Genomic DNA, 24,788 nt, shown 5'->3' on the forward strand with positions numbered 1-24,788 from the left:
CCCTTATTCCAAGTCTCATGAAGTTTTAGGCCTTTCCTAATAGACGATATCAATGGTCTTAATAATTACCAGCGGGACGTTGTGTTGCAGGTCAAACAGGTGTGGTTGCGATTGGTGCAGGTGGTTTATACATAGTTACATCCCTTAACGTACCTGTAAGTGAGCACAATCCACCTGCGCGGGCTATCTGAAGGACACAAAATGCCTGCGGAAGAAAGGGACTCCACGCATTAAAGCCTTGTCAGTTACGGATATGACCTGATTCCACGCGCGAATGTGGATAACCCGGAAAGCTGGAACCACACCACATACCTTGATCTGGCTCGACAAGCCGTGTCAACACCGTTTAGCTTCAAGTCGGAGCACCCTACCAGGACGCATGACGAAGAAGTTGATGCAAGTAGCATCCGGAGCGCCGATGATACCCACGCCCCGCGCGTCTTCCATGAATCATTACAAGAGAGGGCGGGGCGTCACATCGTCTCTGCAGGTCAGTCGACGAGAACTGGAGCCGGGAGAGACGCCGGGCGTCGGTTCGGCTCCGGCAACGGCCGGGGTGGGCAACACACCATCCAAGCCGGGCACAACACCTGATTCGGTTATAACGTCTGAACCTGTCACACCAGCCGAATCGGACAGCGCGACCGACGTATCAGGCGAGCCGGTGTCCGCCACAGCGACGGCTGCAGGCTGCTCGGCGTGACGGTCGCGCATAATCTCAAGGGCATGTGCCAAATCCGCCGGATACTGAGATTCGACGGTGGTCCACACACGAGTGCGCGGGTGGCGGAACTCGAGTTTCATGGCGTGCAGCCACTGACGGTCGAGGCCGAGCGCTTCGGAAAGCACGGGATTGGCACCGTACATCGGGTCGCCGCACAGAGGATGCCCAATCGAGGAGAAATGCACGCGAATCTGATGGGTGCGACCGGTCTCAAGATTCACGGAGACCAACGTGGCCTCGTGACCGAACCGCTCAAGCACATCCCAGTGTGTTACGGCCGGTTTGCCGGCGGGCGTAACGCAGAATCGGAAATCGGAAACCTTGGCTCTGCCGATTGGCGCCTCGATGGTGGCCTTGTTCTGTTTCAAAGACCCCTGAACCAAGGCATGATAGGTCTTCTTCACCTCATGCTCGGCGAACTGGCGGCGCATTTCCGTATAGGCCAGATCGGACTTGCACACAAGCATCAGCCCGGAAGTGCCCACATCCAGACGGGATACGATGCCTTCGCGTCCTGCCGCGCCAAGCGAAGTGATATGCACACCACGATCGCGCAATGAGCCCAGCACCGTGGGTCCGGTCCAACCGATTGAGGCATGGGCGGCCACGCCCACCGGCTTGTCCACCACCACGATGTCGTCGTCTTCGTACACCACAGCCATATCATTGGCGATGGGCTCGGGTTCCTGATGCTCTTCCGCCAGATCGAATTCGACAGTCTCCCCCGCCGTCAAGGTGCTGGATCGCGCCACGTCACGGCCGAGCACACGCGCCTGTCCGGAATCAATCAGATCAGCTGCTTTGGACCGTGATATGCCAAGCATCTTGGCTACGGCGACATCGAATCGCTTGCCGATGAGAGCGTCGGGAGCAGGAATCATGCGATTCATTACTCGGCGTCCACCTTTGTTCCATCGGATTCGGCGTTGTTGGCGTGAGCTTCATCCGCATCTGCGGTGGAGAACGGCTCGTTGAACAGAATCAGCACCACGATGGCCACACCTGCCGCAACGAGATAGATGTCCGCCACGTTCCCGACGGACCATCCATAGTTCAGGAAATCCACGACCTTGCCATTGAGGAACCCATCCGCATACATCACACGGTCGATGAGGTTGCCGAACGCGCCGGCAAAAGCAAGGGACAAGGATACGGTCCATTTCAGCGACACTGAACGTACACCGAAATACAGCAACGCGCACGAAGCCACGATAGCCAGCAATGAGATAATCCACGTGGCGTTTGACCCCATGCCGAGTGAGGCACCAGGATTACGCACCAATGTCAGCGACAACAGACCCGGAATCACACGGATGGTCTGACCGCTGGATAATGCCGCCAATGCCCATGCTTTGGTCAGCTGATCGACAATCAACGCGACTGCCGATACACATGCAAAGACGGCCACGCGCATGCGCAGCCGTCCCTGTTGGTTCGTCATATGACTATACCCTGCCTACGACTCAGTTGGCCTTGGATGAGGTCTGGTCTTCGTAGTTGTTCGATTCGGACACCTGGGCGGCGAGCTGGCCGAGGAACTCGGTCAGACGTGCACGGTACTCGGTCTCGAACTGCTTGAGGCTCTGGATGTTGCCCTCGATGACCTTGGACTGGTGCTGCAGGTTGTCGCGAACCTGCTGCGCATACGTGTCCGCGGCGGAACGGGTCTGCTTGTCGTACTCGGATGCGCGACGCTGCACCTCGGCCTCATACTCATCGGCATCGGTGTGCTGGGTCTTGGAGTAGTTGTCAGCGTCCTGACGAGTCTTCTCAGAGTAGGCGTCAGCATCGGAACGTGTGTTCTTGGAGTAGACGTCAGCATCGGAATGCACACGGTCGCGGTAGGCGTCTGCTTCGGAACGGGTGCGATCGGAATACGTGTTGGCCTTGGTGACCAGGTCGTTGTACTTGGCCTGGCTGGCTTCGGTGATTTCCTTGGCCTTGGTCTTGCCTTTCTCCACGTACTGATCGTGCAGCTGCATGGCCAGAGTCAGCATTGCGGTGGCGCGCTCGGGCTCGCTGCCCGGCAGGGATGCGGCACCGGCGATCTTCTGGAGGGAGCCGGTTTCCGTGCTCGGCTCGACCTTGGAGACCTGCGAACGCAGCTGGTTCTCACGCTGCTTGGCCTCTTCGAGCTGACGGGACAGTTCCTGAATCTGGGCAGCCTGCTGCTGCGCCACGCCGCCTTGCTGCTGGGCTTCGGCCAGCTTGCGGGACAGTTCCTCGTTGGCGGCGCGGAACTGGTCGCGTTCCTTCTGGATGGCGGCGATCTGCTGGCCGACGGCTTCCTGGTTGCCGGAAGCCTGAGCTGCCTGAGCGGTAAGCTGATCGATCTGGGCGTTCAGCTGGTCGACCTGACCCTTGAGCTGATCGTTCTGTGCCGCGAGAGCACGATTCGATTCCTCGGCCTCGCTGAGCTTCGCCGCAGCCAGCTGAGTGGCCTTCTCGCCCTCTGCAGAAGCCTGAGGACCCTGGGCGGCATTCTTCAGCTGCGCATTCTCTGCTTGCAGCTGCTGCACCTGACCGGTCAGCTCGGAAATCTTGGCGTTCAGTTTGGTTACATCGGGGCCCAGAGCCTGAGTGGCCTGTCCGCCGGCCACTGCCTGACGACCCAGAGCCTCAACGGTCTCCGTGACCTGATCGAGGAAGTCGTCAACCTCGTCGACATCGTAGCCTTCCTTGAATCGCACGGTCTGGAAGGTATGCTCCCTAATATCCTTCGGCGTCAACAGAGCCATAAATATTGCACCTCGCTTTGGGGCTTTGCCCTCGCTTACGTTGGTATCAAGTATTGATGCTATCACGACCCCATCGATTCATGGGGCTTAGCGACGATTTTCTAGGTGCGACATGCCGTATCGGCCTCAATAAAAGCTGCAAATACAACTCATATGCGCCATATACGCCTTGCATCATGGCCTAAAAGACCATGTATACGACGCTCTCCAGTATCACCAGCGCGAAATAGAGGACGAGAAAACTCATATCCAAGCTGATTGCACCCAGCGGCAATGGTCTGATGTATTGGCGAAGCCAGCGCAGCGGCGGCTCGGTGATGGTGTATACGAGATTGATGAGTTGGGCGACGATGCCTCGCGGATACCAATTGCGGGCCAGTATGGCCACCCAGTCCAGGATCATGCGGATGAACAGCACCGTGATATACGCGTTGATCAGCCATCCCAGGATGCGGCCGATCAGAGCAAAAGTAAAGGACAACATGAGGCAAGGCTAACAAGACCGAGTGAAAAGTTTGCTGGGAGCTCAATGGGGAACTTCATGCACAGTGGCCGGCTCCCGTTGAGGAGTCGGCCACTTGAAGAAGACTGCAGGAGCGCCTAATTGACCTGCTTGTCATTCCGGATTCCGATCGATCAGTACGACCGAACGGATCAATCAGAGAACAAATCCCGTGCAGAGGCCGGATTAGCCGGCTCCTCCACCTTGATGTTGACCTGTGCCGGACTAAGCAGGAACACTCGAGGAGTGACGCGTTCGAGCGAACCGCGTACACCGAACACCACGCCAGCGGAAAAATCGACAATGCGGTACGCCACGGCTTCGGACACGCCGGTAAGATTCAGCACCACCGGCACCCCGTCTCGCAAAGCTCGTCCGACCAGCTGTGCATCCTCATAGGACTTGGGATGAATCGTAGTGATTCGATTCACCCTTCCACTGCCCTGGAAAGGCGTGGTCTTCGATGAAGGCTGACTTGCCGTGGGTGCCGCTTGGGTCATTGGCGTCACCGTATGGTCGGAATCGAACGTCGGCTTCGGCTGAGGCTTCTGCTCTTCCTCCTCGACGAAATCGTCATCGTCATCGGCAACGTCGCTCATGCCCAGATAGGACATCGCATTCTTCATGAACCCAGCCATGGATCAGTCCTTTCAGCGCAGGAAGTCCGGGATGTCGAGGTCACCCGCAGGATCGTTCAGGGAGATGGTCGGATGTTCCGAGGTCGGATCATCAAAAGGCAGCGAAGCGGAGTCGCCGGTGGCAGGCGCGAACGCCGGCCGTGTGGTCTGCTGGGCGGATGCCGCCTGCTGGGCAGGAGCCTGCGAAGCAGCCGAAGAGGGCGCAGGACGGGTGGACTGGGCCGGCACCACCGGAGCCACAGCCGCCTGATCGGCGTCGTCCTGAGTGGATACATGATCGAATCCTGCGGCGATCACCGTGACGCGCACTTCGTCGCCGTAGGCGTCGTCCAGGGCCAGACCCCAAATGATCTGGGCCTCGGGATGGATGGCCTTGCGCACCAGCTCGGTGGCGGCCGAGGCCTCCTGCAACTTCAGGTCGGTCGGACCGGCGATGTTGATCAGCGCGCCATGAGCACCCTCAATGCTCTCCTCAAGGAGCGGTGAGCTGATGGCGATTTCGGCGGCCTGGGTGGCACGATCCTCGCCCCGCGCCGAACCGATGCCGAACAATGCTGTGCCCGCACCGCGCAGGATGGAGTTCACATCGGAGAAGTCGACGTGAATGTAGGAGTTCATGGAAATCAGGTCCGTGATGCCCTGCACACCCGCAAGCAATGCGGTATCGGCGGTCTTGAACGCCTCGATGATGCCGATGGAACGATCGGACAATTCAAGCAGACGATCGTTGGGGATGACGATGAGGGCATCGACTTCCTTGCGAAGATTCTCAATGCCGTAGTCGGCGGACGCGGAACGCTGCGGACCTTCGAAACTGAACGGGCGGGTGACCACCGCGATGGTCAACGCACCCTGCTGATGAGCCGCACGAGCCACAATGGGGCTTGCACCGGTACCAGTGCCGCCGCCCTCACCGCAGGTGACGAACACCATATCGGCGCCCTTGAGGGATTCCTCGATATCAGACTGGTGATCCTGGGCGGCCTTCGCGCCACGCTCCGGATCGGCACCGGCACCCAGACCACGGCTGGACTTGTCGGACAGGGAGATCTTGACATCGGCGTCGGATCGCAGCAGATCCTTCGCATCGGTGTTTATCGCTACGAATTCAACGTTCTGCAATCCTTCGGCGATCATACGGTTAACGGCATTGCCGCCGGCTCCGCCTACGCCGACGACCTTGATATTGGTCTTGTCGTTGAACTCAGTCTGGGCGATCTCGCTCACGTTTGGCTCCTGTCACTTCACGGTTACACCCAAGAGTAGCGCACCGACTCTACTCGTGGAGGGAATTCGCACATGGAAAAGTGCGTGTTGTGCATTATTTTTTCTGTATCAACAGCCGTCAATAGCTTGCATCCATGGGATCGTCGCCGAAAAGGTTTTCACGCTCCTCATGGGTGGTGGTACGTGATTCCAGCCAGCCATATGGCAGATGAACCTTCTTGGCGAAACGCACTCGGCCTCTCGGCTTGTCCAATACCCTCGGGGGGTATTCAATCGCCGGATCGAGTCGGGAGATCTCCCGATCCACATCGGCGAGGGATTCGCATTCCATAAACGCCTTTCGCGTGGATCCGCCGACCGGGAATCCCTTGAGATACCAGGCGATATGTTTACGTAGGTCATGCACCGCCATCATTTCGTCGCCATCATAGAACTGGATCAGCAGTTCGGCATGGCGGTGAATCACCCGACAGACTTCCCCGAGATTTGGATCTATACGCTCCGGATTTCCTTGGAAGGCGTTCTTGATATTGGCGAACAGCCACGGCCGCCCCTGGCATCCGCGGCCGATGGCCACGCCATCGCAACCGGTTTCACGGACCATTTCCAGAGCATCATCCGCGCCCCAGATATCACCATTGCCGAATACGGGGATATCGAGATGTTCTTTGAGCTCGCCAATGCGCGACCAATCCGAATGACCGCCATAGTATTCGGCGGTGGTGCGGGCATGCAACGTCACCGCTTTGCAGCCCTCTTCCTGAGCGATATGGCCTGCCTGCAGGAAGGTCTCATGCTCATGGTCGATGCCTACGCGGATTTTGGCGGTAACCGGTATGCCGGCAGGCTCGCATACCGAGACCACACGGGAGACGAGCTCGGTGAAGATATCCGTCTTCCACGGCAGCGCCGAGCCGCCTCCACGCCTGGTGACCTTGGGCACCGGACACCCGAAATTCAGGTCGACGTGATCCGCCATGCCTTCATCGACCACGATTCTGGCGGCCTGCTCGGTGATGGAGGGATTCACACCATACAGCTGCAACGAGCGAATCTTCTCGGTGGGTGCGAAATGGCACAGACGCAGCGCCTTGGGGTTGCGGGCCACCAAAGCGCGCGCAGTGATCATCTCGGCCACATACAGCCCATCCGGACCGTATTCCTCGCAGATGACACGGAAGGGCCAATTGGTGACGCCAGCCATCGGCGAAAGCACGACCGGCGTGGGCACGGTGATGTTTCCCAGCTGTACCGGTGATATATGCACCGGAGAATCCGGTCGTGCCGAGGCATCCGTACGCGGGTCGAGGTTGTCGGTCTCGTGACGCTCGGTAAGCACGGTCTCAGATTTGGAGTCTGCCATGTGTTTCCTCGTACAAACAACAGGGGCTCCCCTTTTATCGAGGGGAGCCACTATACAATACAGGCCTGGCTCAGTACAGGCCGCCGGCTTCCTGGATGCCGGATGCCGGCCAAGGCTCTCCACCCATTTCGACGGGCTTGAGCGGCACACGCGTGCGCTTTTCGCTGATGCGCGCGGCCACATAGTCCGCGACCTTGTCCAGGGAGACGCGTTCCTGGGCCATGGTGTCGCGTTCGCGGATGGTCACGGCGTGGTCCTCGAGGGTATCGAAGTCCACGGTGATGCACAGCGGGGTGCCGATCTCGTCCTGACGACGGTAGCGACGGCCGATGGCGCCGGACTCGTCGTAATCGATCATCCATTCGTTGAAGCGCAGATCGGCGGCCAGGTTCTGGGCCACCTCCTGCAGTTCGGGCTTCTTGGAGAGCGGCAGCACGGCGGCCTTGATCGGGGACAGGCGCGGGTCGAGTCGCAGCACGGTGCGCTTGTCTACGCCACCCTTGGTGTTCGGGGCCTCGTCCACATCGTAGGCGTCCACGAGGAAGCACATGAGGGAGCGGGTCAGGCCGGCGGCCGGCTCGATGACGTACGGGATGTACTTCTCACCGGTGGCCTGGTTGAAGTAGCTCAGGTCCTCGCCGGAGTGCTTGGCATGCGCGGAAAGGTCGAAGTCGGTGCGGTTGGCGACACCTTCGAGCTCGCCCCAATCGGAACCCTGGAAGCCGAACTTGTATTCGATGTCCACGGTCCTCTTGGAGTAATGGGCCAGCTTCTCCTTCGGGTGTTCGTAGTGGCGCAGGTTCTCGGGCTTGACGCCGAGATCCAGATACCACTGGGTGCGGGCGTCGATCCAGTACTGATGCCATTCCTCGTCGGTGCCGGGCTTGACGAAGAACTCCATCTCCATCTGCTCGAACTCACGGGTGCGGAAGATGAAGTTGCCGGGCGTGATCTCGTTACGGAAGGACTTGCCCATGTTGGCGATGCCGAACGGCGGCTTGGAGCGTGACGAGGTCATCACGTTCTTGAAGTCCACGAAGATGCCCTGGGCGGTCTCCGGACGCAGGTAGTGCAGCGAGTTCTCGTCCTCGACAGGGCCGAGGTGCGTGCGCAGCATCATGTTGAAGTCGCGCGGTTCGGTCCATTCGCCACGGGTGCCGCAGTTCGGGCAGACGATGTCCTTCATGCCGTTCTCCGGCAGCTTGTCGCCGTGCTTCTCCGCGTAGGACTCCTCGAGTTTGTCAGCGCGGTTGCGCTTGTGGCAGCTGAGGCACTCGACGAGCGGGTCGTTGAACACGCTCACATGACCGGAGGCCACCCACACCTCGGGAGGCAGGATGATGGAGGTGTCGACACCGACCACGTCAGGACGGGTGACGACCATCGAACGCCACCATTCGCGCTTGATATTGTCCTTCAGCGCGACGCCGAGCGGACCGTAATCCCAAGCGGAACGAGTGCCGCCGTAGATCTCGCCGGCGGGGAACACGAAGCCGCGACGCTTCGCGAGGGATACGACTTCATCGAGTTTGGATTGAGCCACAATGCACCTTCTGGTTTGAACGGTTTGGGGACTTGATTACAACCGCTTCAGAATAGCGGCACTCCCCTACAACAGCAGTTTGATGCAGGCAGATCGCCCATCATTCGTCTTGGAGATACTTCCCTACAATCACTTGGTGCAGCCCTAGAGAGGGTAGCCACATGCCAAGTCGAAAGCATGTCGGTCTTCACCCTGAGATAGTAGCCGAATCGCACCAATCAGCGGCAGCGGCGGGTCAGAGGCTGCCAGGGCTCGAGTTCGACGGGTTCGGCCTTGGTGAGGTCGAGGGTGGCTTGGTCGAGCATATCCTTGCGGATGATGAGCTCGGTGACGTACTGGTCGAACCACGCGTCCGAGGCCACGTAGTAGCCATCCTTGCCGTTGTCCTTGCCCCAGCTGTTCTCGATCTTCCAACGGTCAGGACGACCGTCGGCGTCGAGGTTCACGCCGGTGAAGGTCATGGCGTGGTTGCTTGGACTGTCGCCGTATTCGAGGCCGTCGGCCTTGTCGAACGTGAATTCGGTGCCAAAGAGCTGGTCCACGCGCACGGTGTCGCAATCGAAGACGCCTTCGCCCCTCAAAGAGAACTGCATGCAGTCGCAGGCGAACCAGATGGGATGGCCGGCGCTGAGCTGGTCGATGGCCGCCTTCTTGAACACGTCGAGCGGCACGTTGACGAATTCCATATCGCCCGCCTCGATGACATTCGCCGTGTAGAGGATGCGGTAGCGCTTGCCGAATGGCGTGCGCTTCATCGGGGCGTTGGAGATGGTGACGAAGTCATTGACGTCCACCGGCACGTACTTACGGTAGAACTCGAGCGGGGTGATGCCGGTCTCACGGATCTGCCGGCGCTCATCCTTGCCGGATTCCGGCTTGGCCTTGGTGTCAGCCGCCTTGCTGCCATAGTCTTTGCCGTCGCCCTTGGCATCGTTGGCGGCCTTGGCGCCATCGTTCTTGGCATCATCCTTGTCATCGTCGTCCTTGACCCGGGCCAGGAAGTCGAATGTGGCGGGCGGCTCGCCAAGCGCGATTGCGCAGATGCGGTAGACGGTGGCCATGTCCTCGCGCTTGGTTTCGCGCAGGGTCTCCGTCGACGCGCCAGCCTCATGGCTGCGACGCAGGCCGGCGGCGAATTCGCGCAGCTTGGTGTTGAGGTACTGCTTGAAGGCGTCCGAATCGCGGGAGTTCGCGGATTCCGGATAGGCGGACTTCGGTACGAGGCCGTACTTGTTCACCAGCGCGGCGAACATCTGCCACCAGCCGCCATCGTCGGACGGCCCGTCGTTGATGACCTCGAAGATGCGGGAGTCGGTGGGTTCGTCCAGCGTATCCAGCACATGCTCGAGATAAGTGTTCGACTTCTCGATGGCATCCCAGAAGAACAGGTAGGTCTCGGAGAATTCGAAGTCCTCAAGGTTCCAACGGTGCATGAGTTCGTAGCGCAGCGTATTGAGCGAGGCGAACATCCAGCAGCGACCGGAACGTTCCTGATTGGTAATCGACCCCTGCTTGAGCTCGATGGAGAAGTCGCGCGGCAGGCTCCTCAGGCCCCGGTAGTCAGTGGCGGCGGCGAGCACGCCGGTGGAGACTGCGGCGTTGGCGGCCACGAGGTTGGCGCGGTCGGCGTTGAACGCACGCGAATAATCCTTGAGATGTGCGACGTCGACTGCGGCGGCGGACTGGTCGGTCATGGTGTTCCTCCCGAAAACGTACGGCTCATGCAAACGTCTTCATGGTACTCGTCCCTCGCCGGATTCGGTGGGATGTTTCGAGTAAGGACCGGCGGAGTCGGGTCGAGACCTGGCACGCGCCACATTCGGCGGTATGCTACCGTGCCTTGAACAGGCGGAAGAGGCAGGATTCGCGGACGGCGAGCACGGCCAGCGCGGTGGCAACGAGGGCGCCGGAGAGCATGGTCGCAGGAGAACGCACCGCCGCGAGGAACACCGCCGCGGGGTCGGACGGGGAGAGTCGCCAACACAGCGCGGCGAGCAGAGGCAGGGTCACAGCGGTGGCGGCCCCGGACGTGATCAGCATCTCGCACAACGCGGTCAGCAGTTGAGCCTCTTTGCGCTGCCCGCAGTGCAGCGCGCCGGCGTATTCGAGTCGGCGGCGGCGCACGGCGGCGATACCGATGACGACGCCGACGGCGAGCGCCGCGACGGGCAGTACGCGGGTCATGCGCGTCTCATAGAGGCTGGCGGCGCTGTATCGTCGGTCGTGGCTTTTGTTGAGCTGGGTGACGCCGGGCAGTGTATTGGCGTCAGCCACGCCGGATATGGCGGTCTCGTTGAGCAGCAGGTCGAGCACTTCGGTCTGCGGCCACTGCTTCGCCCAGCATTCGGCGAATGGCTTGGCGCTGCTGGATACCGGCACGATGAGCGCGTACACGAAGCGGGTGTCGCGCCCGTCGTTGGGCCAGTGGAAGACGCCGGCGACGGGGATGTCACCATGATCGGTCTCCAGCAGGCTTCCCTTGGCCCAGCCGAAATCGTGGGCGAGCGCAGTGGAAACCCATATGCCGCTCGCGTCGGCGGCTGGCTGATTCGCGGAGGAGGACGTCTGGCCTGAAGAGGCGGGAGAGGAACTGGACAGTGAGCCATGGCCGGCGTTGGCCGCCGCTGATGCCGATGACACCGATGACAACGCGAGCAGCCGAATCATGCCGGCGGTGACCTCATAGGAGCCGATGCTGCGGCCAGGGGTCGAACGAGGTGTGATCTGCTCGCCCTCGCGCATGGCGCCGGATGCGCTGGGCCCTCCTTGGGCCTCGGTGAGACGGTCGCAGGCGGCCCCGTCGATGGCGAAGACGGGGCTGACGATGGTGGTCACGTCGGCGGCGGACTCGATGCGTGCCGCTGCGGTGTTCTCCTGCCCGATGATGGTCAGTGCCTCAAAACCGCCGAACAGTGTGCCCGCCACGGCCAGCGCGAGGAACCAGAGGATGGTGCGTGAGGCGCCGGAGGCGATGTTGCAGACCGCCTCGGAGATGATGGATGACAGTCTCATGGCCGCTCTCCTTTCAGCGCGGAACCGTCCGGCGCCGGATCGGCCGGCGCGTAGTCAGCGAGGTCGATGACCTGTTGACAGGCATCGCGCGTGTCGCGGTCATGAGTGGCAACGACCACAATCATGCCGTGGCCGGCGAGGTTGCCGAGCACATGACTGACGCTATGCGCGGTGCGCGTATCCAACTGCGCGGTCGGCTCGTCCACAAGCAGCATGTCGGGCTTCGAGCAGACGGCTCTGGCGAGCATGAGCCGCTGCGCCTCACCGCCGGAAAGTGCCGCGAACGAACGGTCGGCGGCGTATTCGAGCTCGAACAGGCCCATCGCCTCCAAGGCCTGCGGTTCCGCGTCGGCGCGACGCAACCCCTGTGCGAGCAGTGGGAAGACCACATGATCGAGTGCGGTGCGTTCGGCCACGCCATACGGATTCTGAAACACCCAGCCCACCCGTCGAACGCCGCCGCGGTCCACAGTGCCCGCCCACGGCTTCTCCCAACCCGCGAGTATCGACAGCAGCGTGGATTTGCCGCAGCCGGATGGCCCGCAGATGGCCACGGTCCGCCCCGCCTCGAGCGTGAACGACAGGTGTTCGAACAGCACGTCGGTGCCGGGGAATCGGTGCGCGAGATCCTCCCCCACCACCCGCATCGGTACGGCGGCGGGGGCGAGCATCTCGGTCCCGGTCATCGACCCGCCGTCAGCAGTCCCGGCTGCTGTTCCAACAGGTGTGAACCCAACGGATGCGGACCCGACAGATGTCGCTCCAGCCGTGGATGCCGACTTCGCGGTCGCCGAATTTCCACGCCGACTTCCACGAATCAGGAACATGTCGCACCTGCGATTGCACTGCCGAGGGAGACGTGGGACGGCGTTTCAGCGTTTTCCGGCACCGCCACACCACCCGCGGATTCGCCTTCGGCCGTCTGCCCATCGGCGGCATCCCCCGTCTGCCGGCCCGCCGCGGTCCCCTCATCGCCCAGCTGTATGAGGCTCACGCCGAGGTCCGCACCGATGATGGTCACCGGCATCGTCCTGCCATCGGATGCGATGCATCCGCGGTCCCCTTTGACGCCGAACACGGCAGCGGCCGGCACGCGCAGCACGTCCACGGGCGTGGCGAGCGCCACCGTGGCATCCACACCCTGACTGAGATCGCCGCCCTGCTGCGCCCACTGGAAATCCCGCGAAGCCGTGACGCGCGCGCAGAATTCAGGGTCGTCGATCACCGTGGCACCGGCCTTGAGCACACCCTGCTCACCGAACACGGTGATCGTCTGGTCGGCGGCGTTGGGTGTACCGTTCTTCACGGTAAGCGAGGTGATGGCGCCGGGGATTTCGGCGATCGGCGATGCTGCGGCCACCATCGCGCCGGTCGCCGCCTGCCATGAGGAGGCCGTGGCTCCGTCCTGCGGCAGCCAGATCACGTCCGCGAGCGGCAACGCGCCGTCCGAACGGACGGCGAGGTTGCCGAACAGGGCGACAACCGCCCAGTAGGTGAGGCTGGAATACTGGTCGGATTCGGGATTGGCGTTGTAGCCGAGCCGCGTCAGTTCGGCGTTGAGCGCACGCACGTCCTCGCCCACGTCGCCGGGCGCGAGATCGCGGTAGAGCGGACTTGCGGTGGCGAGCGCCACGATGGGCCTGCCGTCAACCTCGAGCGCCGCCGCACCGGAATGCAAGCCTCCGGCGGAATAGTCAGCGGTCACCGTGCCGGAGGTGTTGATGAGCACCTTGCGCGGCGCGGATACCGTGGGAACCACGGTGATCTGCCGTTTCGCGTCGTACTGCTGGGCGGCGACGGGCGCGCTGGTGATCTCGCCGGCGCGGGCCAGCACCGCCGGATGCCGGTCGGGCCGCAGGAACGCGCAGGCTCCCACGCTGATTGCCGCGGTCAGGATGACCGCTAGCAGCAGCCAAGTGACAGAGACGCGCCCACGCCGCCTGCCGCCGCCAAGTCCACTGCCGCCACCGTCGTTTCGGCTCGTTTGTCTCGCCATGATGAAGCCCCTTCCGGTTCGCCGTCCCGCCCGTCGTCTCTGCCATTTCGGGTACTGCCATGGTCCCACCGGCATGCTCGCAAAGTCAGGCGAAAGTCAGACACCGGCTTCCTAGAATGGGACATACGGATTGGATTGGCGGGGCGCGAATCGCCCGCAAACAAGGGGGTTTCGATGGCATGGTTGAACGGAAGGCCGCGCATCGCCGCGACCGTGATGCTGACGATGGCGCTGGCCTTGGGACTCGCGGGATGCGCGGTCCCGGGAATCTCCGGCGACGGAAAGCCAGGGACGTCGAACGCCGCCGGAACCGGTGATACGTCCGCACAGCAGGGCCCGGCGTCCACCTTGTATGAGGCGGACGAGAACGGACGTCTGGCAAGTTCACTGCCCGCATACATCGACGAGGTGCTCAACGATCCGTACGTGGACGACTACGAGCGTCCCATCCTCGAGCAGGCCAAGAAGGAGGGGCGAGTCTCCACCGCCGCGTATGAGAAGGTCTGGTCGGACTACAAGACCTGTATGATCGACCGCGGATTCAAGGAGCCGAAGCTCGAACGGTTCCCGAACGGCATGATGGACATCATGAGCCACATGCCGGGCACCGACGCCCAGGAGGAGGCATGGAAGGACGCCTACACCGATTGCTATCTGCGATTCGATCATGTGCAAAGGCTGTACGGGCAGCAGCAGGGCAACCCGAATCTCTATGCGAATGTGGAGGAGGCGGTCGTCGACTGCATGAAACGCGAAGGTGTGGTGCCCGCGAGCTATACGGTCAAAGACTTCAATGACGGGCAGACCCTGCTCCAGACTGAGGGCTTTACGGATGCAAAGGACAAGCTCGGCTACGACTTCAACGACTCGCGCGTGCACGGCTGCAAGGCGGCGCAGGGCTGGTCATCAAGCAGCACCGACGACCCCGTGGAGTACATCTGGTAGAGGTCGGCATATCGGCAATCGGGGCAATCAGTGCGGGAACCCGGCACGGGGAATGACCGGATCGTGAGGCTGCGGGAGATGGCGGGGATACTGATCGTCGAGGACAACACTGGCATGGTCGCCTCGCTCGACGACGCGCTGCGGCATGAGGGGTACCGCACTTGGACGGCAGGGACCGGCGTCGAGGCGCTGGAGTTGCTCGCCGCGCACCGGGAGGACATCGACGTGGTGCTGCTCGACCGCGATCTGCCCGTCATGTCCGGCGACACGGTGATGACGACGATCCGTTCGATGGGCATCGACGTGAGCGTGCTCATGGTCACCGCCTCCAGCAGCCTCGAGGACCGCGTGGAGGGGCTGGACCTCGGCGCGGACGACTATCTGACCAAACCGTTCGCCTTCCGGGAGCTGTCGGCCCGCATCCGCGCGTTGCTGCGGCACGATTCGCGCCATCGCGGGCCTTTCGGCGGCGGCCCCGGTCCGGACTCCGGAACCGGACCCTCCCCGCTCATGATCGATTGCGAACGTCGGCTCGCGTACTGGCATGAGACCCCGCTGAACCTGACGGCCAAGGAATTCGCGGTGCTGTGGCATCTGGACGAGGCGGACGGCGGATGGGTCGGTCTCGACGAGCTCATCGCCGCCGTCTGGCCGAACGGTTCGGCCAGCACGGGCGCAGCGAAAACCGTCATCTACACGCTGCGGCAGAAAATCGAGCACGCCGGCGGACGCGGGGCCATCGAATCGGCCCGCGGGAAAGGGTACCGGCTGCCATGAGCGAACATCACGGTCACGAGCATCGCGAGCGCCACCGCCTGCGTATGCGGTTGGTTCCCCGCACCTTCCGAGGCAAGATCGCGCTGGCCATCGGTCTGCTGGTAGCGGTGTTCCTAGGAATCGCGCTGGCGTTGCAGGCCATGTTCTTCAGTCGCATCTACGACCGGTCATCCTACCGGCTGTATCAGGTGGCACAAGGCTCCACGCTGCCTGCACCCGAGAACGGCGAGCTCTATGTATCGACCACCGGCTGCTATTACACCGATCACGCGGTAGGCTGCGGGCCGATGACGCCCGGCTCGATCATGGAGATCAGCGATGCGGACATGCGCAAGCCCCTGATGCAGAGCGCCATGTGGTTCTCGCTGGCGCTGTTCGCCGCGTTCGCCATACTGGCCATGATCATGGCGTGGCTCATCTCGCGGCGGCTGGCCGGACGCATCTCGTCGCTGGGGGCGCAGATGCAGCGGCTCGACCCTGCCGAACCGGGTGGGCGCGTGACGCTGGCGGGGTCCGACGAGGTGACCGACCTGGCTGGGGACGTGAACACCATGCTGGAACGTATCGAGCGCGCGGCGGCCATGCAACGGCAGTTCATCGCGAACGCGTCGCACGAGCTGCGCACACCGATCGCGGTGATCGAGACCAGTCTGGACGCGCCGCTGAGTCAGGGCCGCTTCCCCGATGATGTGGCGCCCGCGGTGCGGCGTGCGCTCGACGCCGACCGGAACGCCGCCGATCTGGTGGAGGGGCTGTTGGCGCTGTCGCGCGTGCAGAACATGGCGTTGCATCACGGCGACGCGGAGCCGCCGGAAACGTCGCTCGGGGATGCGGCGGAACACGCGCTGGACGTCTCGTGGGATGCGATCGAGGCTCGTGGATTGAATGTGCGCACCGACATCGACCGGTCGGTGCGGGTGCGGGCAGACGAGACGATGCTCACGCTGCTGGTCGGCAATCTCGTGCGCAATGCGGTGGTGCATAACGTGGAATGTGGGGATATCACCGTCATCGTGCGTACGGTGAGCGGCGTAGTGGACGACGGCACGGTGAGTGGCGATACTGCGGACAGCAGCACGGGGGACGGCTACGCGGAGCTGTTGGTGGAGAACAGCACAGAAACGGGTGCCGATGGCGAGACCATCGGCGATACGACCGTCAGCGATGGGATCACCGGCGACAACGCCGCGCATGATTCCGGCGAATCCGGTGAATCCAGCGAGCCCGGTGATTTCCCCGATGCCGGCCTGCTCTCCGATTCCAGCGACTTGAACGACTTGCTCGTCCCCTTCCACCGGGGCGCGGCCTCACGATTGGAAAACTGCCCCGGCAACGGATTGGGTCTGTCCATCGTCAAAGAGATCGCGGATTTATACCATGCCGAGCTGCGACTCGCCAGACCTGAAGCGGGCAGATTCGCCGTTTCTGTGCGATTTTGTAACAAATATGTCCATGTTGGAGCATAACGTCGGCAACGTAATGCAGGGGAACCCGTGGCGACACGGGTTGAGAATGGCCACGGCCTGACCCTTAGAACCTGTTGGTTAAGACCATCGTAGGGAGCAGTGATATGAGCGATGATTCGCACCCATCATGTTGCACCGGCGCACATGGTGTAGTAAATGATGCACATGTACACGACCATGACGACGAGTTCGCCTCGCTGCGCCACGACATCGCGCAGGCAGTACGGGATGTGAAGGCCAAGACGCCGCTGGCGCAGTCGTTCACGAACTTCGTGACCATCAATCTGGTGGCCAACGCGCAGCTCGCAGCCGGCGGCACGGCGGCCATGAGCTTCCTGCCGGACGATGTCATCGACACGGCCTCCATCTCCGGTGCCGATTACATCAACGTGGGCACGTTGCTGCCCTTCTATGCTGATGCGCTGCCGCAGATCGCGCGCGCCTTCCACAAGTCCGCCCACCCGTGGGTACTGGACCCGGTGGCGGCGGGCATCGGACGGACGCGCACCGAAATCCTGCGCGCCTTCCGCGCCACGCCGCCGACCATCGTGCGCGGCAACGCCTCCGAAATCATCGCGCTGGCCGACATGTGGGGGCTGAATCAGGCCAACGGCAACAATCCGGAAACCCGTCCCGCCGGCGTCGAATCGGTGGATGAGGTGGACGCCGCCGTCGAACCGGCGAAGCGACTGGCCCGGTTCCTCGCCGCCTCGGCTCCCGCCGGCAAGGCGGCCGTGGCCGTCTCGGGCGCGGTGGACCTCGTGACCGACGGCGAGCATGTCTACCGCTTGCCGGGAGGCAGCGCGCTGATGTCCAAGATCACCGGCGCCGGCTGCTCGTTGGGCGGTGTGACCGCCACGTATCTGGCCGTCGCCGAGCCGTTGACCGCAGCCCTTGCGGCAACCCTGCTGTACAACCGTGCTGGCGAGATCGCCGAGGCCAAGGCCGACGGACCGGGCTCGTTCCAAGTGCATCTGCTGGATGCGCTGTGGAATCTCACGCCCGAGCAGGTGGCGGCATCGGCGATTGTGGCGCAATGAACCGTGTGGTCTCGTACCTATTGTCTCTCCCTCAGTCTCGCTACGCGAGACAGCTCCCTCATCAGAGGGAGCCGAGAAACGTGAGATCGCGGAACGCCCAAGACTTCCTCATCAGAGGGAGCCGAGAAACGCCATTCTTCCCCGGATACACAACAAGACTTCCTTAATTAACCCAACACCAAGGAACACCAAATGAACAACGAATACCCATACGCCTCCATGCGCGACTCGTTCGACCTGTCCGCGTACTTCGTAGTCGGCCCTGAGGATTGCAAGGGCCGCCCGCTCACCGACGTGGTCGATCAGGCCCTGCGCGGCGGCGCGACCTTCATCCAACTGCGCGCCAAGAAGGCGGACGCCTCAGAACTGACCGCCATGGCCCAGGACATCGCGCAGATCATCGAGGACAACAACAAGTCCGACTCCGTGGCCTTCGTAATCGACGACCGCGCTGATGTGGTCTGGCAGGCCCGCCGCAAGGGCATCAAGGTGGACGGCGTGCACATCGGCCAGACCGACATGGAGCCGCGCGAGGCCCGCGCCCTGCTCGGCGACGAGGCGATCGTGGGTCTTTCCGCCGAGACCGAAAGCCTCGTCAAGCTCATCAACGAGCTGCCCGATGGCTGCATCGACTACATCGGCGCCGGCCCGCTGCACGTCTCCAAGACCAAGCCCGAGGCTTCGGTCGGCGGCAACGACGGTTCCGGCAAGACGCTTGACGACAAGCAGATCAACACCATCTGCGCGGCCTGCGACTTCCCAGTGGTCGTGGGTGGCGGTGTGACCGCGGCCGACATGGCCATGCTGGCGGGTACCAAGGCCGCCGGCTGGTTCGCCGTCTCCGCCATCGCCGGCGCCGATGACCCGGAGGCCGCCACCCGCGCGATGGTCGAGGGTTGGAAGGCCGTGCGCGGCGAGAAGAGGCACGGCTACGCCAAGCGCATCGTGACTCACACCCCGGCCGCCGACACGCAGGCCGCGCAGGAGGGCACCGCCCCGGCAGGTGCCGAGGCCACCGAGAAGAAGTTCACCAACGCCAAGGAGGCCAAGGCCGCGCAGAAGCTCGCCAAGCAGCAGCGCGTGGACATCGCCGCCCGCGGCTCCAAGCAGCGCGACAAGGCGCACATCCGCAAGACCAAGCCGGTGCATTTCGAAAACCAGTTCGGCTCTTACGACCTCGAGGTGCCGTACACCGAGATCAAGCTGTCCGACACCCCCGGCGTTGGCCCGAACCCGCCGTTCATCGACTACAACACCGAAGGCCCCAAGTGCGACCCGAAGGAGGGCCTGAAGCCCCTGCGCCTCGACTGGATCAAGGACCGCGGCGACGTCGAGGAATACGAGGGCCGCCGCCGCAACCTCGAGGACGACGGCAAGCGCGCCATCAAGCGTGGCCGCGCCACGAAGGAATGGCGTGGCCGCACGCACCAGCCGATGCGCGCCAAGGACCACCCGGTGACCCAGATGTGGTATGCCCGCCACGGCATCATAACCCCTGAAATGAAGTATGTGGCCGAGCGCGAGAACTGCAATGTGGAGCTCGTGCGTTCCGAGCTGGCGGCCGGCCGTGCGGTCATGCCATGCAACATCAACCACCCGGAAGCCGAGCCGATGATCATCGGATCCGCCTTCCTCACCAAGCTCAACGCCAACATGGGCAACTCGGCCGTCACCTCGTCCATCGACGAGGAGGTGGAGAAGCTCACCTGGGCCACCAAGTGGGGCGCCGACACCGTGATGGACCTCTCCACCGGCAACGACATCCACACCACCCGCGAGTGGATCCTTCGCAACTCCCCCGTGCCGATCGGCACCGTGCCGATGTACCAGGCCCTCGAGAAGGTCGAGGACGATGCCTCCAAGCTCAGCTGGGAGCTGTTCCGCGACACCGTCATCGAGCAGTGCGAGCAGGGCGTGGACTATATGACCATCCATGCCGGTGTGCTACTGCGCTTCGTGCCGCTGACCGCCAACCGCGTGACCGGCATCGTTTCGCGCGGCGGCTCGATCATGGCCGAATGGTGCCTACAGCATCATCAGGAGAGCTTCCTGTACACCCACTTCGACGAGCTGTGCGACATCTTCGCCAAGTACGACGTGGCGTTCTCCCTCGGCGACGGCCTGCGCCCCGGCTCGCTCGCGGACGCGAACGACGCCGCGCAGATCGCTGAACTCATGACGCTGGGCGAGCTCACCCAGCGCGCGTGGGACAAGGACGTTCAGGTGATGATCGAGGGACCGGGCCACATCCCGTTCGACACCGTGCGCATGAACATCGAGATGGAGAAGGCGATCTGCAAGAACGCACCGTTCTACACCTTGGGACCGCTCACCACCGACACCGCGCCGGGCTACGACCACATCACCTCCGCCATCGGCGCCACGGAAATCGGACGCTACGGCACCGCCATGCTGTGCTACGTGACCCCGAAGGAGCACCTCGGCCTGCCGAACAAGGACGATGTGAAGCAGGGCGTGATCGCCTACAAGATCGCCTGCCACGCGGCCGACATCGCCAAGCACCACCCGCACGCGCAGGACCGCGATCTCGCCATCTCCAAGGCCCGTTTCGAGTTCCGCTGGCTCGACCAGTTCAACCTGAGCTACGACCCGGACACCGCAATCGCCTTCCACGACGATACGCTGCCCGCCGAGCCCGCCAAGATGGCGCACTTCTGCTCGATGTGCGGCCCGAAGTTCTGCTCGATGGCCATCTCGCAGAACATCCGCAAGCAGTTCGGCGGCGCGGCGGCGCAGGAGAAGCTGGTTCAGGACACCCTCGCCGGCAAGATCCCGTCCGCCCAGGAGGCTCGTGGCGCTCTGACCACGCCGGCCGCATCGGCCACCCCTGCCGGCACGGCGAGCGCCGAGGACATCCAGGCCGGCATGGCCGAGATGAGCCGCAAGTTCCAGGAAGGCGGCTCCAAGCTCTACCAGCCCGCGCAATGATGGAATTGCCGGTGTGATGTAGTGTGAATGATGCAGTCGGCGCAATGCACGTCGGCTGCATCATTCACATTGGCACATTGACACATTGGCGGCGCGCAAAGGAGAGCACATGGCCATATCGCAAGAGGCACTCGACATCATGCATTCACCCGGAATCTATTTCTGGGACGAGAAACTCATGTCCACCGCCCAGCAGGAGCAGCGGGACATGCTGCACGACATCAATGCGCTCAAGGCGAGCGACCCACGGCGTGAGCGACTGTTGCGCACGTTCTTCGCCGAAATGGGCGAGGACGTGTGGATCGAACCGACCTTCAACGCCAACTGGGGCCTGAGCACCCACTGGGGCAGCCACACCTACGCGAACTTCAACCTCACCTTGGTGGACGACGGCGAAATCTTCATCGGCGATCATACGATGATCGGCCCGAACGTCACGCTCGTCACCACCGGCCATCCAGTCAGGCCCGACCTGCGCGAACGGGTCGCGCAGTTCTCCGAGCCCATCCATATCGGCCGCAATGTGTGGATCGGCGCGAACGTGACCGTGCTGCCGGGCGTCACCATCGGCGACAACTCGGTCATCGGCGCCTGCAGTCTGGTGACCCGCGACATCCCCGCCGATTCAGTCGCCTTCGGCACCCCCTGCCGGGTCGCCCGCCCGATCAACGAGCATGACGACGAATACTATTGGCGAGACCGCCTCATCCCCAAGGACATCTGAAAGGCGCTCCGCCCAAGCACGCCGCGCCCTGCGGCAGCGTCACGAACGTACAGCCGCCTCACTACGCTCGTGAGATAACCGAAGATCATATAAGGAGACGACATGAGCACCACTTTGCCGGCAGTACTTGCGATTTCGGGATCGGACTCGTCCGGCGGCGCCGGTATGCAGGCCGACCTCAAGACCATGCTGGCCTGCGGAGTGTTCGGCATGAGCGCCATCACCGCGCTCACCGCGCAGAACACCACCGGCGTGCGTTCCATCCAGGACACCAAGCCGGAGATTCTGGCCGACCAGATTGACATGGTGTTCGAGGATATCCCGCCCGTCGCAGTCAAAATCGGCATGGTCTCCTCCGCGGACATCATCAATGTCATCGCAGATCGTCTGACCGCGCATCATGCGACCAATATCGTGCTCGACCCGGTGATGGTCGCCACTTCCGGCGCCAAGCTCATCAGCGATGACGCCATCGCCGCTCTGACCAGCCGCCTGTTCGGCATGGCCACTGTGGTCACACCGAACATCCCCGAGGCAGAAGCCCTGACCGACACCCTGATCCACGATCAGGAGGATATGGAGACCGCAGCCCGCCGTATCAGCGAACAGTACGGCTGCGCGGCGCTCGTCAAAGGCGGCCATGGCACCGAGGACGCCAATGACGTGCTCGCCGAGACGGACGGCACCGTGACCTGGTTCGATGGCATGCGCATCGACAATCCGAACACCCATGGCACCGGCTGCACGCTGAGCTCCGCCATCGCCGCCTATCTGGCGCAGGGCGAGCCTTTGCCCAAGGCCATCAAGCACGCCAAGAAGTACCTGACCGGCGCACTGAAAGCCCAGTTGGATCTGGGTCATGGCTCCGGGCCGATGGACCACTTCTGGAAGTACCGCTGAATCTCCGGAAAGGCTTCTTCCGGCGTCTCGATCAGGGATGAGAGATGTCGGAAGAAGCCTTTCTCATCAAGAAAGGACAAATATGGTTGTTGACCGCAACGCCGTGAAGCAGGAAGTACCGATCGACCCGGCCACCGGAAAGCCGTATCTGAATACGGTCGCGGCAATCCAAGTCTCCGCGGCCGGTGTGGGCTCCGAGGTCTCCCCCTACGTTTCCCAAGCGATTGAGGTGATCCGTGAGTCCGGCCTGCCTCAGGAGACCAATGCCCTGTTCACCAATGTGGAGGGCAATCTCGACGATGTGCTGAAAGTCGCCGGAGAGGCGGCCAAGAAGCTCGCCGAACAAGGCTATCGCACTTCCCTGATACTGCACATGGACATCCGCCCCGGCTTTACCGGGCAGCTCACCGAAAAACCTCGGTTGGTGGACGAGATCCTGTCCAAGCAACAGCAATGATAACGCGATGACATCCCGCAGTCATCCATAGCATCACCCTTGGCGGCGGCTCATGAAGGGCCGCCGTTTTTGTTTGCCCTGAAGCAGTATCCCGGACGCTATTGGGTGACGCATCGGTCAGCATTCGGCCCTGTAGTCGTTCACATTGTGACATCACAGAGGAGAATCGGCCGGGCGCTCCTATAGTACTGCCTATCGCACATGGGTGGTCTCACAACGACCGCTCATCATCGATGGATTCAAGATGCAGCGACGGCTGTCGTCCATCCCACACAATGGGAGGGGGAACATGCACGGCATGCATCAAGAGTTCGCCCGAAGACGTCGATTGTCTGCATGCCGCAGACAATAGCCACAGTTTGTAATTGATGACGGCGTATTCGGGCAGGATGCAGAAGAGGATATTCATCATGACTGCTGCCGAACAGCAGATTCCAGGCGATTCCACGATGACTGATACTGCGCAGGGGCGCAGTGCCGTGGATCAGGCCAAGGTAGAGGAAATCATCTCGCGCATGGATCGCGCCCACGAAACCCCGATGTTCCATCGCATCGTCGCACTGGTGGCGGCCGGAATGCTGATGGACAGCATCGACGTCTACATCGGCAGCGCCGTGGCTTCCAGTGCGCTGTCCACCCACTGGTCCACCGTGGCGCAGAACTCCACGTTCATGTCCGCAGGCTTCCTGGGCCTGCTGGTCGGCTCGCTGCTCGCCGGTTTCGTCGGCGACCTGAAGGGTCGTCGCGTGGCCTACCAGATCAACCTGCTGCTCTTCGGCGGCTTCACATTCCTGGGCGCGTTCGCCCCGAACATGGCCATCCTTTCGCTGTGCCGCCTTGGCGCAGGCCTTGGCCTCGGCGCCGAGATCGTGACCGGCTTCGCCATGGTCAATGAGTTCGCGCCGATGAACCGCCGTGGCCATTGGTGTGCGATCGTCTCGCTCGTGGCCAACTGCGGCGTGCCGATCGCCATGCTGCTGTGTGCCTTCATCATCCCCCGCTGGAGCTGGCGTCCGCTGTTCGTCGGCATCGGCGTAGTGGCTGCCGTGATCTGGTGGCTGCGTCGCGACATCCCCGAATCCCCGCGCTGGCTGGCCGTGCATGGCCGCTATGACGAGGCGGATGCCATCGTCAAGCAGCTTGAGGCAAACGGCTCGGAGCCGGAGGCTGCTGCCGCGAAGACCAACACCGACTCCACACGCAACGCGGGCGGCCGTTCGCTGGGCATCTGCCTGCTCGTGGCCATCGTGGCAGTGAGCGCCACCAACGTGTGCTCCTACGCCTTCACCTCCTGGGTGCCGACGATTCTGGTCAAGCGCGGCATCAACCTTTCCTCCTCGCTGACCACGTCCACGCTGATGATGCTCGGCGCCCCGGTAGGCTGCCTCATCGGCTCGCTCTTGATTGACCGCATCGGCCGCAAGCGCACAATCGTGCCGGCCTTCCTGTTCACGGGCGTGTTCGGTATGCTCTACGCTTTCCAGTCCTCCACCACGGGCGCGATCATCGTGGGCTTCTTGCTCATGATGTGCCTGTACGTGCTCATGGCTTCCGTGGTGGCCGTGTATGCTCCTGAACTGTTCGCCACCAAGGTGCGTTTCCGCTGCGTGGGCGTGGCCAACGCCATCGCCAAGCTGCTCAACGTATTGATGCCTATGGTGGTCGGCTGGATGCTCGTCACCCTCGGCGCCACATCCATTTTCGTTTCCATCAGCGTGATCGCCATCGCCTCGATGCTCATCGTCGGATTCTTCGGCGTGGAGACCGCCCAAAAGTCGGTTGGCTGA

At 62.5% G+C, this 24,788-nt stretch carries 20 protein-coding genes, 1 pseudogene and 1 riboswitch; of the genes and pseudogenes, 9 read left to right on the plus strand and 12 right to left on the minus strand.

Annotation, left to right across the window (positions count from 1 at the left end; genetic code table 11):
- Nucleotides 1-693: 693 nt before the first annotated feature.
- The 12 genes and pseudogenes from BW09_RS09705 to BW09_RS09760 form a co-directional block, all read right to left on the minus strand.
- Nucleotides 694-1,614 (minus strand): annotated as a pseudogene (locus BW09_RS09705) (RluA family pseudouridine synthase); the annotation flags it as partial.
- Complete coding sequence (locus BW09_RS09710) at nucleotides 1,614-2,165, minus strand: signal peptidase II (protein ID WP_140463996.1); 552 nt, start codon at nucleotides 2,163-2,165, stop codon at nucleotides 1,614-1,616. The gene BW09_RS09710 and the pseudogene BW09_RS09705, both read right to left, overlap by 1 nt.
- Before the next feature lie 22 nt (nucleotides 2,166-2,187).
- Nucleotides 2,188-3,462: a DivIVA domain-containing protein gene (locus BW09_RS09715; RefSeq protein ID WP_044090326.1), complete on the minus strand. Its 1,275-nt coding sequence runs from the start codon at nucleotides 3,460-3,462 to the stop codon at nucleotides 2,188-2,190.
- 181 nt (nucleotides 3,463-3,643) lie between these two features.
- The gene (locus tag BW09_RS09720) at nucleotides 3,644-3,946 is read right to left on the minus strand and encodes a YggT family protein (protein WP_140463994.1); all 303 of its coding nucleotides are present in this window, start codon (nucleotides 3,944-3,946) and stop codon (nucleotides 3,644-3,646) included.
- Between the two features lie 170 nt (nucleotides 3,947-4,116).
- Complete coding sequence (locus tag BW09_RS09725) at nucleotides 4,117-4,602, minus strand: cell division protein SepF (protein ID WP_044090329.1); 486 nt, start codon at nucleotides 4,600-4,602, stop codon at nucleotides 4,117-4,119.
- 12 nt (nucleotides 4,603-4,614) lie between these two features.
- A complete protein-coding gene (gene ftsZ, locus BW09_RS09730) occupies nucleotides 4,615-5,829 on the minus strand; it encodes a cell division protein FtsZ (RefSeq protein ID WP_044090330.1) in 1,215 nt (404 codons plus the stop codon).
- A 118-nt stretch (nucleotides 5,830-5,947) separates the two neighbouring features.
- On the minus strand, nucleotides 5,948-7,192 hold the full coding sequence (gene dusB, locus BW09_RS09735) for a tRNA dihydrouridine synthase DusB (RefSeq protein ID WP_081886659.1): 1,245 nt from the start codon (nucleotides 7,190-7,192) through the stop codon (nucleotides 5,948-5,950).
- A gap of 70 nt (nucleotides 7,193-7,262) precedes the next feature.
- Nucleotides 7,263-8,735, minus strand: a complete 1,473-nt coding sequence (locus tag BW09_RS09740; protein WP_044090331.1) for a glycine--tRNA ligase — start codon at nucleotides 8,733-8,735, stop codon at nucleotides 7,263-7,265.
- A gap of 218 nt (nucleotides 8,736-8,953) precedes the next feature.
- A complete protein-coding gene (locus BW09_RS09745; protein ID WP_044090334.1) occupies nucleotides 8,954-10,429 on the minus strand; it encodes an aminopeptidase C in 1,476 nt (491 codons plus the stop codon).
- A gap of 136 nt (nucleotides 10,430-10,565) precedes the next feature.
- Nucleotides 10,566-11,747: a hypothetical protein gene (locus BW09_RS09750; protein ID WP_044090335.1), complete on the minus strand. Its 1,182-nt coding sequence runs from the start codon at nucleotides 11,745-11,747 to the stop codon at nucleotides 10,566-10,568.
- The gene (locus tag BW09_RS09755; RefSeq protein ID WP_044090336.1) at nucleotides 11,744-12,433 is read right to left on the minus strand and encodes an ABC transporter ATP-binding protein; all 690 of its coding nucleotides are present in this window, start codon (nucleotides 12,431-12,433) and stop codon (nucleotides 11,744-11,746) included. The genes BW09_RS09750 and BW09_RS09755 overlap by 4 nt, the downstream gene beginning before the upstream one ends.
- A 131-nt stretch (nucleotides 12,434-12,564) precedes the next feature.
- Nucleotides 12,565-13,743 carry a peptidoglycan-binding protein gene (locus BW09_RS09760; RefSeq protein WP_052404690.1) on the minus strand — a complete coding sequence of 393 codons (1,179 nt, stop codon included), beginning with the start codon at nucleotides 13,741-13,743 and terminating at the stop codon, nucleotides 12,565-12,567.
- Nucleotides 13,744-13,917: 174 nt separating this feature from the next.
- Here BW09_RS09760 and BW09_RS09765 point away from each other — a divergent pair, with 174 nt between their 5' ends.
- The 9 genes from BW09_RS09765 (at nucleotide 13,918) to BW09_RS09805 (ending at nucleotide 24,788) form a co-directional block, all read left to right on the plus strand.
- Nucleotides 13,918-14,688, plus strand: coding sequence for a hypothetical protein (locus BW09_RS09765; protein ID WP_044090337.1), 771 nt, complete (start codon nucleotides 13,918-13,920; stop codon nucleotides 14,686-14,688).
- Between the two features lie 78 nt (nucleotides 14,689-14,766).
- The gene (locus BW09_RS09770; RefSeq protein ID WP_044090339.1) at nucleotides 14,767-15,465 is read left to right on the plus strand and encodes a response regulator transcription factor; all 699 of its coding nucleotides are present in this window, start codon (nucleotides 14,767-14,769) and stop codon (nucleotides 15,463-15,465) included.
- On the plus strand, nucleotides 15,462-16,931 hold the full coding sequence (locus tag BW09_RS09775; protein WP_052404691.1) for a HAMP domain-containing sensor histidine kinase: 1,470 nt from the start codon (nucleotides 15,462-15,464) through the stop codon (nucleotides 16,929-16,931). The genes BW09_RS09770 and BW09_RS09775 overlap by 4 nt, the downstream gene beginning before the upstream one ends.
- A gap of 7 nt (nucleotides 16,932-16,938) precedes the next feature.
- Nucleotides 16,939-17,044, plus strand: a riboswitch (TPP riboswitch).
- Complete coding sequence (locus BW09_RS09780) at nucleotides 17,036-17,971, plus strand: hydroxyethylthiazole kinase (protein ID WP_081886660.1); 936 nt, start codon at nucleotides 17,036-17,038, stop codon at nucleotides 17,969-17,971. (Overlaps the previous riboswitch by 9 nt.)
- Nucleotides 17,972-18,163: 192 nt before the next feature.
- Entirely contained in the window at nucleotides 18,164-20,920 is a 2,757-nt protein-coding gene (thiC, locus tag BW09_RS09785) for a phosphomethylpyrimidine synthase ThiC (protein ID WP_140463992.1), read from the plus strand.
- A gap of 109 nt (nucleotides 20,921-21,029) precedes the next feature.
- Nucleotides 21,030-21,644, plus strand: coding sequence for a sugar O-acetyltransferase (locus tag BW09_RS09790; protein ID WP_044090342.1), 615 nt, complete (start codon nucleotides 21,030-21,032; stop codon nucleotides 21,642-21,644).
- Between the two features lie 102 nt (nucleotides 21,645-21,746).
- On the plus strand, nucleotides 21,747-22,544 hold the full coding sequence (gene thiD, locus BW09_RS09795) for a bifunctional hydroxymethylpyrimidine kinase/phosphomethylpyrimidine kinase (RefSeq protein ID WP_044090343.1): 798 nt from the start codon (nucleotides 21,747-21,749) through the stop codon (nucleotides 22,542-22,544).
- 82 nt (nucleotides 22,545-22,626) lie between these two features.
- Nucleotides 22,627-23,001 carry a thiamine-binding protein gene (locus BW09_RS09800; protein WP_044090344.1) on the plus strand — a complete coding sequence of 125 codons (375 nt, stop codon included), beginning with the start codon at nucleotides 22,627-22,629 and terminating at the stop codon, nucleotides 22,999-23,001.
- Nucleotides 23,002-23,411: 410 nt separating this feature from the next.
- Nucleotides 23,412-24,788, plus strand: a complete 1,377-nt coding sequence (locus BW09_RS09805) for an MFS transporter (RefSeq protein WP_044090346.1) — start codon at nucleotides 23,412-23,414, stop codon at nucleotides 24,786-24,788.

Source organism: Bifidobacterium sp. UTCIF-1 (assembly GCF_006408915.1).
GTDB lineage: Bacteria > Actinomycetota > Actinomycetes > Actinomycetales > Bifidobacteriaceae > Bifidobacterium > Bifidobacterium reuteri.